The organism is Shewanella sp. 1311 (genome assembly GCF_059338235.1).
Genome location: NZ_CM181686.1, coordinates 1,478,808 through 1,494,902 on the forward strand (window position 1 = coordinate 1,478,808; position 16,095 = coordinate 1,494,902).

At 48.3% G+C, this 16,095-nt stretch carries 12 protein-coding genes; 7 read left to right on the top strand and 5 right to left on the bottom strand.

The window, feature by feature from the left end; all coding sequences use genetic code 11:
- Positions 1-105: 105 nt before the first annotated feature.
- The gene (locus AC5YB3_RS06840) at positions 106-1,296 is read right to left on the bottom strand and encodes a class I SAM-dependent rRNA methyltransferase (RefSeq protein WP_006083894.1); all 1,191 of its coding nucleotides are present in this window, start codon (positions 1,294-1,296) and stop codon (positions 106-108) included.
- 505 nt (positions 1,297-1,801) lie between these two features.
- Here AC5YB3_RS06840 and bufA2 point away from each other — a divergent pair.
- From bufA2 to AC5YB3_RS06855, 3 genes are all read left to right on the top strand, one after another.
- Positions 1,802-2,254, top strand: a complete 453-nt coding sequence (gene bufA2, locus AC5YB3_RS06845) for a BufA2 family periplasmic bufferin-type metallophore (protein ID WP_006083895.1) — start codon at positions 1,802-1,804, stop codon at positions 2,252-2,254.
- Between the two features lie 104 nt (positions 2,255-2,358).
- On the top strand, positions 2,359-3,258 hold the full coding sequence (gene bufB, locus AC5YB3_RS06850) for an MNIO family bufferin maturase (protein ID WP_494526825.1): 900 nt from the start codon (positions 2,359-2,361) through the stop codon (positions 3,256-3,258).
- Positions 3,255-4,067 (top strand): HvfC/BufC family peptide modification chaperone, encoded by an 813-nt coding sequence (locus tag AC5YB3_RS06855; protein WP_494526826.1) that lies wholly within the window; start codon positions 3,255-3,257, stop codon positions 4,065-4,067. The genes bufB and AC5YB3_RS06855 overlap by 4 nt, the downstream gene beginning before the upstream one ends.
- Positions 4,068-4,178: 111 nt before the next feature.
- On the opposite strand, the gene AC5YB3_RS06860 is transcribed toward AC5YB3_RS06855, so the two are convergent.
- The gene (locus AC5YB3_RS06860) at positions 4,179-5,390 is read right to left on the bottom strand and encodes an endonuclease/exonuclease/phosphatase family protein (protein ID WP_494526827.1); all 1,212 of its coding nucleotides are present in this window, start codon (positions 5,388-5,390) and stop codon (positions 4,179-4,181) included.
- A 785-nt stretch (positions 5,391-6,175) separates the two neighbouring features.
- Here AC5YB3_RS06860 and AC5YB3_RS06865 point away from each other — a divergent pair.
- The 4 genes from AC5YB3_RS06865 to AC5YB3_RS06880 all read left to right on the top strand — a co-directional run bounded on the left by AC5YB3_RS06865 (position 6,176) and on the right by AC5YB3_RS06880 (position 10,647).
- On the top strand, positions 6,176-6,883 hold the full coding sequence (locus AC5YB3_RS06865; protein ID WP_494526828.1) for a hypothetical protein: 708 nt from the start codon (positions 6,176-6,178) through the stop codon (positions 6,881-6,883).
- A gap of 19 nt (positions 6,884-6,902) precedes the next feature.
- Positions 6,903-8,276: a magnesium transporter gene (gene mgtE / locus AC5YB3_RS06870; protein ID WP_494526829.1), complete on the top strand. Its 1,374-nt coding sequence runs from the start codon at positions 6,903-6,905 to the stop codon at positions 8,274-8,276.
- Between the two features lie 293 nt (positions 8,277-8,569).
- Entirely contained in the window at positions 8,570-9,658 is a 1,089-nt protein-coding gene (locus tag AC5YB3_RS06875) for a methyl-accepting chemotaxis protein (protein ID WP_494526830.1), read from the top strand.
- Between the two features lie 215 nt (positions 9,659-9,873).
- Positions 9,874-10,647, top strand: a complete 774-nt coding sequence (locus AC5YB3_RS06880) for a substrate-binding periplasmic protein (protein ID WP_011847556.1) — start codon at positions 9,874-9,876, stop codon at positions 10,645-10,647.
- Positions 10,648-10,727: 80 nt separating this feature from the next.
- Here AC5YB3_RS06880 and AC5YB3_RS06885 read toward each other — a convergent pair whose 3' ends face one another.
- The 3 genes from AC5YB3_RS06885 to carA all read right to left on the bottom strand — a co-directional run bounded on the left by AC5YB3_RS06885 (position 10,728) and on the right by carA (position 16,083).
- A complete protein-coding gene (locus tag AC5YB3_RS06885) occupies positions 10,728-11,462 on the bottom strand; it encodes an RluA family pseudouridine synthase (RefSeq protein WP_311990777.1) in 735 nt (244 codons plus the stop codon).
- 208 nt (positions 11,463-11,670) lie between these two features.
- On the bottom strand, positions 11,671-14,895 hold the full coding sequence (gene carB, locus AC5YB3_RS06890; protein WP_494526831.1) for a carbamoyl-phosphate synthase large subunit: 3,225 nt from the start codon (positions 14,893-14,895) through the stop codon (positions 11,671-11,673).
- A 27-nt stretch (positions 14,896-14,922) separates the two neighbouring features.
- Positions 14,923-16,083, bottom strand: a complete 1,161-nt coding sequence (gene carA / locus AC5YB3_RS06895; protein ID WP_126492600.1) for a glutamine-hydrolyzing carbamoyl-phosphate synthase small subunit — start codon at positions 16,081-16,083, stop codon at positions 14,923-14,925.
- Positions 16,084-16,095: the final 12 nt, after the last annotated feature.

Genomic DNA, 16,095 nt, shown 5'->3' on the forward strand with positions numbered 1-16,095 from the left:
TCTCTGACTAAACGGCCTATTCTCTAACTAAACTCACGTCGCAGGCAGCTTATATCAAGCACTTGGCTTAAGCTCTAGCGACTATCTACCAAGCTCTGGCGGCTCTTACCAAGCTCTTGCAACTAAGCCTTTTAAGTAGAATCCTTCTGGGAAGGCGCTACCTATTGGGTGATCACTTGCTTGGCTTAAGCGTTCGATGAACTGGATTTCGCGTTTTGCGTCCAACGCCGCATCGGCCACGATTTTTTGGAACAGATCCGCAGGCATTAATCCTGAACAAGAGAAGGTCAATAACACCCCGCCCGGATTCAACAACTGCAATGCAATCATGTTGATGTCTTTATAACCACGGCATGCCCCGTTTAACTGTGCCTTGTTATCGGCAAACTTAGGCGGGTCGAGCACGATCACATCGAAGGTTTTACCTTCATCACGGTATAAGCGCAACAACTTAAACACATCGGCTTCATTGTAATGCACATTGTCATCACTCAAACCGTTCACTTGCATGTTTAGACGCGCCGTCGCTAATGCTAAAGAAGACACATCGACGTTTTCTATGCTGGCAGCGCCTGCTTTCGCGGCGTACAAACCAAAGGTGCCTGTGTAGCAGAAACAGTTCAATACCGATTTATCTTTCACAAAACGGGCGGCAATGGCGCGGTTATCACGTTGATCGAGATAGAAACCTGTTTTATGGCCTTTAATCACATCGACGGCGATCTTGATGCCGTTTTCTTCGATAATCACCGGCATTTCTGGCAGCGTACCGTGCAGTAAACCGGTAACAGGCAGCAGGCCTTCTTTCTTACGCGAATCCACATCGGAACGCTCATAGATAGCGCAATCAGGATATTGCTCAGCCAATAACTCAACTAAGGTATCGCGCCATAAATCAGCACCTGTGCTCAGTAACTGACACACCAACACATTGGCATATCTGTCGATGGTGATCCCAGGTAAACCATCGGACTCAGCAGCCACTAATCGATAACCCGTTAAGCCTTGTTCGCGGATTAAATCATTACGGCCAATTTGTGCCCGCTGTAAACGTCTGGCAAAAAACTCGCGATCAATTTCTTCTTCTCGATCGAAAGTCCAAATCCGCACTTGGATTTGCGACTCAGGCGACCAAGCACCACGACCTAACCAATGACCATCATGCGCGACCACATCGACCGTCTCACCCGCTTCAGGTTTTCCCTTAATGTTATGAATAGCATTGGAAAATACCCAAGGATGGCGACGCTCGAGCGACTTCTCGCGGCCGGGTTTAAGTTTGATTCTGATAGCCATAGTGCTGCCTGTAAACCTGTAAAATAGTGCCGCCACTAAAAAAGGGCTGCAGTCTAAAAATGGGAAACGGATGATATACCCAATGTCACCTGAGTGCGAGTACCGAACGCGCCGCAGCGCTTATTTGCCATCATCCACGGGTTGCCGATCATACCTTATTTGCGCCACTAAACCTGCGCATGAAACGCCATTTTTTCCATAAATTGGGCAATATCTCTGCTCTCTCGATCGCGCGGGCCTCGATTTTCACAACATCATTTTAACTTTAGTTGAAAGATATTGGTCTGAGTGCGGGTCTCATTAACGCAACAGGAAAAAGCTCTGCGCATTCGAAAGGCTCGTTTAGCCCGCGCACAAGATATTCAAACGAATCGCTCGATAACAACTAGGCTTACTCCTGTGTTTATTAGTCAATGCTTTATAAGTCGTCGATTTACAGCAGTCGTTATCAAAGCAACCAAATCAAGATTACTCATTAGCAGTCACACTCAAAAGGATTAGAACCATGAATAAGAAAACACAAACTGCACTGACGGGCGCCGCATTAGCGATGGCAATGGCAAGCATGGCGGGTTACGCCAATGCCGCCGAACCTATGGCTGGCGCCGACAGTACCGATCTCGTACATTGTTATGGTGTGAATGCCTGTAAAGGCCATAACGATTGCAAAACCGCCGATAACGCCTGTGCCGGACACGCCAGCTGCAAAGGCAGTGGTTTTGTGGCTATGCCATCAAAAAGCTGTGGTGATGTCGGCGGTAAAGTCGCTGATGATTGGGTGGGCAAAATTGCCAACGCCGAATTGGTTCACTGCTATGGCGTTAACACCTGTAAAGGCCATAACGATTGTAAAACTGCCGACAATGCCTGTGCGGGCCACGCCAGCTGTAAAGGCAGTGGTTTTGTCGCAGCACCTGCAAAATCCTGCGGTGATATCGGCGGCAAAGCAGGCGCTTAAACGCCAATATGCTGATTACAAAATCGTGACCAGCTTAGTGCTGGTCACGTTTATCCCCCTGTTTACCACACATTCAGCAGAAGACTTAAGGATAAGGAGTCAATGTGGCGCAAGATGTCATCACCCAAGCACCATTAGGTTTTGGCTTAGGTCTTAGGACACAGCATTTTGATGCCGTGCTCAATACCGAGCCCGATATCGATTGGTTTGAAGTGCTCTCGGAAAACTACATGGTCGCTGGCGGCAAACCCCGCTATTACCTCAAGGAAATTGGCGAGCGTTATCCCTTAGTCATGCACGGTGTTTCCCTGTCGATTGGCAGTACCGATCCGCTCAATATGGATTACCTTAAAGCCTTAAAGCAGCTCGCCAACGATGTGCAGCCCCAATGGATTTCCGATCATATCTGCTGGACCTCAATTCACGGGGTGAACAGCCATGATCTCCTGCCACTGCCCTATACCGAAGAAACCGTTAAGCATGTGGCGCAGCGGATTAAAACCGTCCAAGATTTTTTAGGCCGCCGCATTCTGATGGAGAACGTTTCTAGCTATTTGTCCTATCAAGATTCCAGCATGGACGAATGGGAGTTCGTTAATGCCGTTGCCGAGGCGGCAGACTGTTTAATCTTGTTAGACATCAATAATATTTATGTCAGTGCTCGCAATCATAATTTCAACCCGTTGGACTATTTAAATAAAATCAATCCCAAACGGGTGCAGCAATTCCACCTCGCCGGACACAGCGACTATGGCGACTATGTGATAGACACACACGACCATGATGTACCAAGCAGCGTGTGGGATCTCTACCGCGCAGCACTGAAGCGTTTTGGCGGTATCAGCACTATGATAGAACGCGACGCCAATATCCCCGAGTTTTCCGCCATCGAAGCCGAGCTTACGATTGCCAGAAATATCGCCCGCGATACCTTAGGTGAGGCACATCCACTCAACGCCGCCAAAGGTAGAAAGAACATGCAGGAAGGAAAGGTTATCGCATGAGCCAACTTCAGCAGCTACAACACGCATTTATGGATTATCTGCTGGCGAGCGCGGCGGTCGATACGCCGTCAACCCTTGCGCAAACCACGCAAACCTTCAAAGATAAGATTGCCGAGCAAGGCGGCATTAATGCTGATATTCGGATGCAGATCTATGCCAATGCTTATCGCATTCGTTTAACCGAAACCCTCGAAACCGACCACGAAATGCTGGGCATCTATCTGGGTGATGAACTCTTCGAGCGTATGGCCAAAGGTTATATTGCCAGTCAGCCATCGACGTTTACCTCACTGCGCAGTTTTGCCGATGCCCTGCCCGACTATTTAACTCAAGATGCGTTTTTCAGTCAGTATCCGATCATTGCCGATATTGCCCGCTTCGAGCGGCGTTTATTGAATGCCTTCGATGCTTTTGATACCGAGCGCGCCACTTTTGCCCGCCTGCAAGCACTGCCTGCCGAGCAATGGCCGGGTTGCCAACTGCGTTTTCACCCCAGCGTGCAGCTATTCCAATGCAACAGTAATGCGGTTGAAACTTGGCAAGCATTAAAACAGCAAGAATCACCGCCAAGTCCCGATTATCAAGGCAAACGAGCTTGGTTACTTTGGCGCGGCGAAAGCCGATTAACTGAGTTTATTTCCCTATCCGAATATCAACTCGCGCTGCTGCTGGGATTTATTGGCGGTGCCACCTTTGCCGAACAATGCGAAATGATGTTGGCATTTTTTAGCGACGCGCAGGCGCCGATGCAAGTGCTGCAGGCACTGCAAGCTTGGTTTCAAATGGGGCTTATCCGCGACATCGCCTGATGCGCAAATCGGTTTGGAGATTGAGTGTTAGCCAGATTTAAAGTGAATTAACTTGAGTCAGTTTAAGTTGTTTTATTTGGCTTGATTTAGCGAGCTCAACTGAATGAGTAATTAACTCCGCAGCGCCAACTCAACAATCACTGGCGCATGATCTGTACTGTAGGCATCGCGCTCATATTCGGGTCTGACTAAGTGCCTGTCGCAGGTTTGATAATCCACCACTTGAGCCAAACTGCGGCCATGGCTCGCATCGAACTCGCTCGAAAGCAAAATATAATCCAGCACAGAACCTTTGGGGCCATAGTAATGGGTCGCCGCTCTGTGATCCCTATGGTAAGCGGTATTGCCCGTCAAACTGTCCCTCAAGTTCGCTTCAATAAATAACTCATAGGCATCTTTAAGTTGATATTGAGCAAACACCGCCGCTAACGCCGCATCCGATAAATGCCCAAGGCCAGCGGCTTTAATATCATTACTGTGAAGGCTCTCGCCCTGTATCGTTAGCGCATCTAAAGCGCCCATCGTCAGACTGTCATTAAAGTCACCCATCACTATGACGGGATGTTTAGATGCTTGCCTGCGTACTAATATGCCATTGAATAATAACGCAGCTTCCGCGCCGCGCTGCATGGTTGATGCCCAGCGGCCTAAGGCTTGCTCGGTGAGTAATTGGGTTTCTGAATGCAGTTTCATGCTCGCTGCGGGCGCCGAGTTATCTAAACCAAGTGGCTGATTTTCAAATCGCTTAGGTTCAATTAGCTTAGGCTCGAGCGCTAATCCAGCGCGTTTTGATTTAAAGTGCACCACATAAAAATCACACTTACCAATGTGCGGCACCTCAATGGTTGCGCGCAGCACCTTACGGCTAAAGGTAAATTCACTCGATAATCCCATCGCCGCCACTAAGCGCGCATCAGGTTCGACACTGCTGATTTCCACTATGGGATAACGGGAGGCAAGCGCGACCACTGGGCTACGATAAATGTAATCACTGATAAGAGTTGGCGCATCAATGACAGCAAAATGCACTAGCCCTTGCTCGCTGGCGATTCGTTTGAGTGGTTCAGGGCTAAACACTTCTTGAAATCCGACAATATCGGGCTGACGATGGGCGAGAAACTCACTCAGCCATTGGCACTTTTTCTGCCACTGACCATGGCTATAGATATTTTCAAAGTCGTAGTAAGCCAAAGGCGGTTCAATAAAGTTAAACAGATTGATACTGGCGATCTTGATATTGGCGACTCTCATCTGGGCGATATCATTATGCTCAACAGCCACAGCTATGGAGTCCAACTCATCAACATCGATATTGTGTGCCACAGCTTAATACCTCCAAATCTGAATACGGCGACCTGTCTGAACCTGTCTGAACCTGTCTGAATGATCACCTTGACTCACAGGTACAGACACTACAAGGGTATACCCGATGCGCATCAATGCCAAATAATCCATTTGAGATAAGGTGTTAGCCAAACTTAATCGACGCATCAATATCCGAGCCCCGATATATCAATACCCAATGCCCGATATCCGATATCCGATACCACTAAAAGACACCTCATAGAGGCAGCATTACAGCCAACGCCCATAAAACAAACAAATCAACAACAAGCCACTGCACATAAATTCATCAAGCAGTCCAATAACCATACACAGACCTAAGCAGCATCATAATGTTAACATTTAATTAAAATCTAAATTTAAACAAAAACATAGGTAACGACTTGTGCGGTTGACTTTAACTTTTGGCCCATTAGAATGATGGCGACTTTTAATCATTGCGGAGACCCACTGTGGGCACACACATAAGCGACAGTAGATGCCCTGTCCAAAAGACAGGATTTAACGCCTAGCACTAGCCCGCAATATTTTGCTGCTACCTGCTAAGCAGGGTAGTAGTGTGAACCATTCTTCACTCCGCCTCCCCCAAAATATCAATCACAAACCATAAAGCCTGAGCCTATGGCTGCGCTTTAGCAATTCCAGCATATTCGCTGGGGTTCAGTTATGTGTATTTTTTGCATCTCAAAGCAAGTTTTTGCCTCAGTACCCTCCGTTTACCCGATGGATTAACACCTAAGGGTTTACACCTGAGGAGCCTTAACATGGCTTACATAAACAACGCAGCAATTTTGCGGTCTTTATCCTGTGCAAGTTTCAGCTTGTACTACAGCATGAGTGCGGCAGCATCCCATCTTGAAGTGGATGATCCTGCCCTCGCAGAACACTGCGAATTAGAACTCGGCTGGCAACAACCTAGGTCGGATCATGCTCGCCCACAATTTAACACAACCACGACTTGTAGCCGCAATCAATGGGAATGGCATTTAGGATTAGCGTCCAATGCCAATGACGCTATTCGTGAGGAGCAAGCTGAAGTCGGTATCAAGCTACCGCTCAACGTAAACTCCCATTCCGATTCAGATAGACAACAGGATGATTGGCACAGCGCAGTGGTGATCAACTTGCAGAAAAACCTCGATAACGGCAACGGATTTGCCACCGAAGCCTTCGGCATTGTTGGCAAAACCTTAGGCGATTCCGATGTCAGCCTGTATGCCAACTTAGGTTTCACCCATGAGTTTAATGAATCGACCCAATTACTTGCGGGCATCGCGGCGGCCTATGAACTCACTAGTCACCATCGCCTGATAGCCGAGCTTTACCAAAAAGAGTTAAGTGAGGCGGCCTATCAGTTCGCCTATCAACACACGCCGCAACGACAGCTACAGCTGGAATTGAGCTTAGGCAATGCCCTTAGTGGTAACGCGCTGCAACTTGGCGCAGACATCACCTTTTACTTTGGTCACTAGATCGTTGAGAGAATGAACTATGAACATGAATAACAGCACAAACAACACTAAAAAAATCATCCATAACCTGCAAATGATTATCGAACAACGCAGTGTTAGCGCCATGGCTGAATTAGCCGAAAAGCGCCATCCTGCCGATATTGCAGCCGTATTTAACGTCTTTAATCAAGATCAACAAGTCCTATTGTTGCAACTTGCATCACCTAAGGTTTGCGCCAATCTATTTCGCTACCTGACCGACGAATTGCAGGCGAGCTTAGTTCAGCAGCTAGACAAAACCACGCTTTCTGCGCTGCTCGTGCACATGGCGGCCGATGAACGTGCCGACCTTTACAATCTGCTCGATGAAACACAGCAAGCGGCCATTTTACCTGCGCTCGCATTGGCCAAACGGGAAGATATGCGCACCCTCGCCGCCTATGACAAAGCGAAGGTCGGCGCGGTCATGACTTCGGATTACACCTTGCTCAATAGCCGCCATACTGCGGCAGAAGCCATTGATACCCTACGCACTGAGGCCGCCGATAAGGAAACCATTTATCAAACCTATGTGGTGGACATGTTAGGCCGCTTAATAGGAACTGTATCGCTAAGGCAGCTATTACTGGCGCAGCCGCACGAGCGAGTGGTCGACTTTATGAAACCCGATCCCGTCGCGCTCGATGCCAATGCATTTCGCGAAGAAGCGGTGCAGATGATCGCCCATTACGACTTGATGGCACTGCCTGTAGTCAATGGCAAAGGCCAGCTTGTCGGTATCGTCACCTATGATGATGCTATGGATATTGCCAGCTCACAGGCGGATCTTGAGTTCACGAAAACAGCGGCCATCGGCAATATTGACCATAACCTTAAGACAGCCAGCATAGGCTTACTCTACCGCAAGCGCGTGGTTTGGCTGGTGATTTTGGTGTTTGGTAATATCTTCTCAGGAGCGGGTATCGCGTTTTTCGAAGATACCATCGCCAGTTATGTGTCCTTAGTCTTCTTCCTGCCACTACTGATCGATAGCGGCGGTAATGCGGGATCACAATCGGCGACCTTAATGGTACGCGGTTTAGCCACAGGGGAAGTGGTACTCAAGGACTGGCTATCTATGTTAGGCCGTGAGTTATTTGTCGCCGGATTATTAGGTGCCAGCATGGCGGCGGCAGTGTCCTTATTAGGATTTTGGCGTGGCGGGCCTGAAATCGCACTGGTTGTCGCGCTCACTATGCAAATCGTGGTGATTATTGGCAGCTTGATTGGTATGTCTCTGCCCTTCTTACTGAGCAAATTGAAGATGGATCCTGCAGCGGCGAGTGCGCCACTCATCACCTCCATCGCCGATATCATAGGTGTACTCGTGTATTTCAGCATAGCCACTGTGGTGCTCGACTTACCTATGCCATAGAGCCTGACATAGCGCTAATCAATAGCCGAAAACCTCAAAGTGAACCAGCTAACTTGGCCCAGATGTAGCCTTAGCTTGGTTCACTTTTCACTCGAAAAATAAGGTTAATTTGCGCCAACGCATAAAAGCGACAATAACCTCAAAAAAATTAAGAATAAAACCAAAGGATCAGTTAATATTTCAACACCTGAATAGTTTTACTTCTTATTAACATTGCAGTATTTACCGCTGAGCCTAGTCACTGTAAGTCGATAAGCAATAGCCATAGTCCTTGCGACGCTAGAGGTCTTTTTATGTGGTTTAATTCCCAGCTCAAAGCTGAAAATAAGGCGCTTAAAGAGCGGCTTATCCAACTAGAACAACAACGCCAAAATGAAATCGACGAACTGCGTGGCATGATCCATGAAAATGAGACTATGCAGCAGCAATCGCGGCAAAATGCGGATCACTACACTGAGGTGATAGCCTGCCAAAACCAAGGTGGAGAAATGCTCAATGCGGTGCGCGAAGGTTTAGCCAACAGCGCCGAATTACTGACCTCCGAACAGGATTCACTGTCAGAACTTGATAAGATTTTTGATCAAACCCGCATCGCCGTGGCAAGTTTAGGCACTCGGGCGACTTATATTAATGAGCAAGCGTCGAGCAGCATGAAAGCCGTTACTGAGCTAGATGCGACGACCTCTTCAATCAACCAGTTTGTTGCCGCAATTCAAGGTATCTCAGAACAGACGAACTTGCTGGCATTGAATGCCGCCATTGAAGCCGCCCGCGCAGGTGAAGCAGGACGCGGTTTTGCAGTAGTTGCCGATGAAGTGCGCCAACTTGCCAGTAAAGCCCACGAAGCCAGTAGCCACATTGAAAAACTCGTGAAACAAATCGTCATTCAAGCAGCTGAAATTAAAGAAATTGTCCATAACAATCAAAGCAGCGCTATCGATGTTGCCAGCTCTTCTACCCAAATCGGCCAAGTGGTTGAAGATGTACTGCATCGCTCAAAGCAAATGCAGCAGGTTATCCATAACGCTGCTACCGCGTCATTCTTAAATACCACTAAGCTCGACCACGCAGTCTGGAAAAGCAGCGTTTATCAATTAATTGAAAAACCACAGCATAACCACAGTGTAAACTCACACACTGAGTGCCGTCTCGGACAATGGTACTTCAAAGGTTTTGGCGCTGAGAATTATCAGCATTTGAGTAACTTCAAAGCCTTAGATGCACCACATAAAGCGGTGCACGAAGCGGGTAAAGCTGCGCTCAATGCCAGGCAAAAAGGTAATCTGCCTGAAATGGTTAAACAACTGCATTCGATGGAAGACGCCAGTATGCGTGTTGTCCACTGCATTGATAATCTGATGCGTGACGTTTATCGAGCCTGATGTTTATCGAACAGGCTTAAGTCAGCATTGATAAAAATACCCACCTAAGAGCGCCATACTCGCGCTCTTTTTTTATCGTTCAAAACGGTATATTAAATTTACTCTTAGAAAATGAACCCCTAGCTATACTTGATTTGAACACAGCGTTCATCTTTAATCGTTTCAAGAGCAAGCAGTGAGACTCAATTATAACATTCTAATTTTTAGGGTTATTAATGAAACTAGTCACAAGCTTTTTGCTATCACTTATCTTCTGCGGCGCTTTTCCCCTGCGCGCACAGCCGCTAAACATCTATACAGAAGAATGGTCACCGATCAGTTTCTCTATCGATGGCAAACCTGCTGGTTTAGCGGTACAAGTCGTAGAAGAAATTCAAAAACGCATCAAGAACCCAGATCCAATTAAAGTCGTACCTTGGGCTCGCGGCTGGAAAATGCTGACCGAGCAGCCCAATACTGTGTTGTTCACTATGACGCGCACCGCAGAAAGGGAACAGATGTTTACTATGATAGGACCCGTTGCTGTCGGTACGACCAATTTTTATGCCTTAAAAAATAGCGGCATAAAAATTACCTCGATAGAAGATGCTAAAACGGCGAAGGCGATTGGTGTCTATCGTGCCTCAGTGGAAGAGCGCTTGCTTACCGAACACGGCTTTACCAATGTCGCCGCCTCATCAACGCCCTTGTTGAGTGCGAAACAATTGATGAAGCACCGCATCGACCTTTGGTGTAATGCCAATCTCACCGCGCCAAGTATTTTGTCGGATGCGGGCGCGAGTATTGATGATGTAGAGTCCCTCTTCACGATTAGCGCTAATCATCTCTACATTGCCTTCTCACAAGGCACGCCCAATGAGGTGATCGAGCAGTGGAAAAGCGCCCTAGAAGCGATAAAAGCGGATGGCACCTTCGCAACGATTTACCATACTTGGCTCCCCAACGATGCGCCGCCAATGCAGACCGAACGTATCGGGCTGGGCAACTAAATCGATTGTTCTACGTTTTAAGTGCTAAGTTTTGATTTCTAAGTGCTAAGTGCAAAACTCTATCACTCTTTAGCAAACTCTTAGAAAGGACACTCGCAAATCCAGTCGATACGCTCACCCGTGATAGGATGATCAAACGCTAAGCGGGTCGCATGCAGCATTAATCTGCTGTTATTCGTCATCTTAGTGATGTCTGGTTCAGGTGCAGCAGCGTTATCAGCCACACTCTCACCTACGCCACCATAGAGATCGCACCCCAGAATTGAGTGACCAAATTGCTGACTGTGGATCCGCAGTTGATGGGTTCGGCCAGAAACCGGAGTAAATTCGACCCGCGTGGCGAAAGGGTCGGTTAACCGTTCCAGCACCCGATATTCGCTGATCGCAGGTTTACCTGTGCTGTGGCAAATCTTTTGTAGTGGGAAATGGTCACAATCTTTAGCGATCGGCAGATTAATCACCCCGCTGTCAGCGGCGATATGTCCGTGCAGCAAGGCGGTATAACGCTTCTCGACCGTGCGCGCCTGAAACTGCTTGGTCAGCAAGCCATTCACGCTTTTATTCAGCGCCACCAGCATGATGCCCGAAGTGCCAAAATCGAGCCTGTGCAGCAAAGTGGCCGTCGGAAAATCCTGCACTAAGCGATAATGCACTGAATCGAGATTGAGCGGATTCTTCCCCGACAGACTCAATAATCCGCTCGGCTTATCAATCAGCAGAATGTCGCTATCTTGATAAAGCACGCGTATTTGCCCGAGGCAAGGCGGCGCAATAAAAGTATCAACTTTGGCAGGGCTATCGGCAGGAGCAGACATAGTTTTCAGGCTACCTAAATGGGCAATAAAATGAGTGAAGTCATACTCAAAACAAACTGCACAACTCAATAAAACAGGCTAAATAAAATAGACCCAATAATTCGATAAAACAGACTCATTAACTTAGAAAAACAGACACGGGCCTAAATAATAAGGCCGCATAACCTAAGTTATGCGGCCCTCTAATTCACGGCATTAACGCTGTGGCTTATTTAGCCAGTACGCGTAAATGCAGTTCTTGTACTGACGTCACGTTAGTACGGTCATCAGCGGCATGGGCCATACAAGTGGCGAATGCAGCGTTCATGGTCGTCGTGTAGTTAACTTTGTAACGCAGTGCACCGCGGCGCAATTGACGAGAATCTTCAATCGCTTGGCGACCTTCGGTAGTGTTCACGATATAAGTGTATTCACCATTCTTGATGCGATCGAGAATGTGTGGACGACCTTCGTGTACCTTGTTCACTAGACGTGGGTTGATACCCGCTTCGCCAAGGATAATCGCAGTACCGTGAGTGGCATCGATTTGGTAACCGAGCTCGATTAACTTAGCCGCTAAATCGGCAACGCGTTTCTTATCGCTGTTACGCACAGACAATAATGCACGACCCGACTTAGGCACTTCAGAAGTGGCCCCTAACTGCGCCTTGGCATAGGCTTCGGCGAACGTATCGCCCACGCCCATGACTTCACCGGTAGAGCGCATTTCTGGGCCTAACAGTGGGTCAACACCCGGGAACTTGTTAAATGGCAATACCACTTCTTTCACTGAGTAGAAAGGTGGGATCACTTCTTTAGTGAAGTTTTGCGACGTTAAGCTTTGACCCGCCATCACACGCGCGGCAATCTTAGCTAAAGGCACACCCGTTGCTTTAGACACAAATGGCACAGTACGGGCAGCACGTGGGTTAACTTCAATCATATAGATTTCGTTATCTTTCACGGCAAACTGTACGTTCATCAGGCCGACAACACCGAGTTCCATCGCCAACTTGCCGACTTGAACGCGCATGCGATCTTGGATTTCTTGGCTTAGCGTGTATGGCGGCAGCGAACAACCTGAGTCACCTGAGTGAACACCCGCTTGTTCGATATGCTCCATAATCGCGCCAATTACCACGATTTCACCGTCACATACTGCATCAATATCCACTTCAATCGCATCATCTAAGAAGCGATCGAGCAGTACTGGCGACGCATTCGATACGCTGACGGCTTCGTTGAAGTAACGCAGCAAATCTTGCTTGTCGTAGACGATTTCCATCGCGCGGCCGCCCAGTACATAGGATGGACGCACAACTAGCGGATAACCGATACGCTCAGCGGCAATCACTGCACCTTCAACCGTAGTCACGGTATCATTTTCAGGCTGCTTCATCTCTAAGCGTTGAATCGCTTGCTGGAAACGCTCACGGTCTTCGGCGCGGTCGATTGCATCTGGGCTAGTACCAATGACAGGTACGCCAGCGGCTTCTAAGGCTCGGGCCAATTTCAATGGCGTTTGGCCACCGTACTGCACGATAACGCCTTTTGGCTTCTCGATACGGACGATTTCTAGTACGTCTTCCAGTGTGACGGGTTCGAAGTACAGACGGTCTGAAGTGTCGTAGTCGGTTGAAACGGTTTCAGGGTTACAGTTCACCATGATGGTTTCATAACCGTCTTCACGTAGCGCTAACGCCGCGTGCACACAGCAATAATCGAACTCGATACCTTGACCGATACGGTTTGGCCCGCCACCTAACACCATGATTTTGTCACGGGTCGATGGGTTAGCTTCACATTCTTCTTCGTACGTTGAGTACATGTAAGCTGTGTCTGTTGCAAACTCTGCCGCACAAGTATCCACACGCTTGTAGACTGGGTGCAGGTCGAACTTATCACGCAGCTTACGCAGTTCGGCTTCGTTCACACCTAATACATCGGCCAGACGCGCATCAGCAAAACCTTTACGTTTCAGTTTGCGCAGTAAGTCGATATCCAGACCCGCCAGACCCGCGTCAGCTAATACGCCTTCAAGCTGAACCAGCTCTTCGATTTGCACGAGGAACCAAGGGTCGATATTGGTCAGCTTAAAGATCTCATCTAAGCTCAGCCCCGCACGCATCGCATCGGCTATGTACCAAATACGGTCGCAACCAGGCTCTTTCAGTTCAAGGCGAATACGCGCCATCGCTTCAGGCTTAGACATGTCAGTGATAGGGTCCAAACCGTTACGGCTAACCTCTAAACCACGTAAAGCTTTTTGCAGTGACTCTTGGAAAGTACGGCCAATCGCCATCACTTCACCCACAGACTTCATCTGTGTGGTTAAGCGATCATTGGCGCCAGCAAACTTTTCAAAGTTAAAGCGTGGCACTTTAGTCACAACGTAATCGATAGCAGGCTCGAATGACGCTGGCGTGCGACCGCCAGTGATGTCGTTCATCAGCTCATCAAGGGTGAAACCAACCGCTAACTTAGCGGCGATTTTCGCAATCGGGAAACCTGTTGCCTTTGATGCCAATGCTGAAGAGCGCGATACACGTGGGTTCATCTCGATGATAACCATACGGCCATCTTTCGGGTTGATACCAAACTGTACGTTCGAACCGCCTGTCTCAACACCAATCTCACGCAGTACGGCCATAGAGGCGTTACGCATGATTTGGTATTCTTTGTCAGTCAGGGTTTGCGCTGGCGCAACGGTAATAGAGTCGCCAGTGTGTACACCCATAGGATCGAAGTTTTCGATGGCACAGACGATAATGCAGTTATCGTTGCGGTCACGTACCACTTCCATCTCGTATTCTTTCCAACCGATCAGTGATTCGTCGATCAGCAGTTCACTTGTTGGCGATAACTCTAAGCCCTGTGAACAGATCTCTTCGAACTCTTCCTTGTTGTAGGCGATACCGCCGCCCGAGCCACCCATAGTAAAGGATGGACGGATAATACAAGGGAAACCCACTTGATCGAGTACGCCGTAAGCTTCTTCCATGTTGTGGGCAATGCCCGCACGTGGACAGTCAAGACCGATACTTTTCATCGCTTTATCAAAGCGGCTACGGTCTTCAGCTTTATCGATGGCATCGGCGGTCGCGCCAATCATCTCGACGTTAAATTCTTTCAGTACGCCTTTAGCTTCGAGTTCTAATGCGCAGTTCAGTGCGGTTTGGCCGCCCATGGTTGGCAGAATCGCATCTGGGCGTTCTTTAGCAATAATATTACGGACCACTTCCCAGTGAATCGGCTCGATATAAGTAGCATCGGCCATTTCTGGGTCAGTCATAATGGTGGCAGGGTTAGAGTTCACCAGAATGACACGGTAGCCTTCTTCACGCAGCGCTTTACACGCCTGTGCGCCAGAATAGTCAAATTCACATGCCTGACCAATCACGATTGGGCCGGCGCCTAGGATAAGAATACTCTTTATATCTGTACGTTTTGGCATTGCTTCTCTCTTCTCCTAGCTAGCGTACTACTTGGCGTTCTGACGGTATATGTCGATTAGCTCGATAAAGTGATCGAACAGCGGGGCGGCATCGTTCGGGCCTGGGCTCGCTTCAGGGTGACCTTGGAAGCTGAACGCAGGTTTGTCCGTAAGATGGATACCTTGCAGTGAACCATCAAACAGCGACTTATGCGTCACCTTAATGTTGGCGGGTAGCGTGGTTTCATCGGCAGCAAAACCGTGGTTTTGGCTGGTGATCATCACGTTACCTTTCTCGATGTTGCTCACTGGGTGGTTTGCACCGTGGTGACCAAACTTCATCTTTAAGGTTTTTGCACCTGAGGCCAGAGCCAACAACTGATGACCTAAACAGATACCAAAAATCGGTGTGTCAGTTTTCAGGATCTGTTGAATCGCTTCAATCGCGTAATCGCATGGTTCTGGATCGCCAGGGCCGTTCGAAAGGAACACACCATCGGGATTCATCGCCAGCACGTCGGCGGCAGAGGTTTTAGCTGGCACTACGGTGACGTCGCAACCGCGGTCCACTAACATACGCAGAATGTTTTGCTTAACGCCGTAGTCGTAGGCTACTACTTTGTATTTAAGCTCATTTGCTGGCGTATCTGCAGGTAAACCGCCCACTAAACGCCAACTACCTTTGCGCCATGGATAGGCAGCTTTAGTTGTGACTTCTTTAGCGAGATCCATGCCTTTTAAACCGGGGAAGGCTTTGGCAGCGGCGAGCGCTTTTGCTTCGTCTAAGTCTGCACCAGCCATAATACAACCGGCTTGTGCACCTTTTTCACGGAGAATACGAGTTAACTTGCGGGTATCGATATCTGCTATGCCAACGACATTATTCGCTTTGAGATAATCACTTAAGCTTTGTTGATTGCGGAAACTACTTGCGATGAGCGGAAGATCACGAATGATAAGACCACAAGCGTGAACCCCATCGGATTCAACATCTTCATCATTGGTACCAGTGTTGCCTATGTGTGGGTAGGTTAATGTTACAATCTGGCGTGAGTAGGATGGATCAGTTAAAATTTCTTGGTAACCTGTCATGGAAGTGTTAAAAACAACTTCACCAACAGAGAGACCATCGGCACCAATTGCTGTGCCAGAGAATACAGTTCCATCTTCGAGTACGAGTAAGGCAGACTTTGTCAACGCGACCTCCATAAAGAGCCAAGC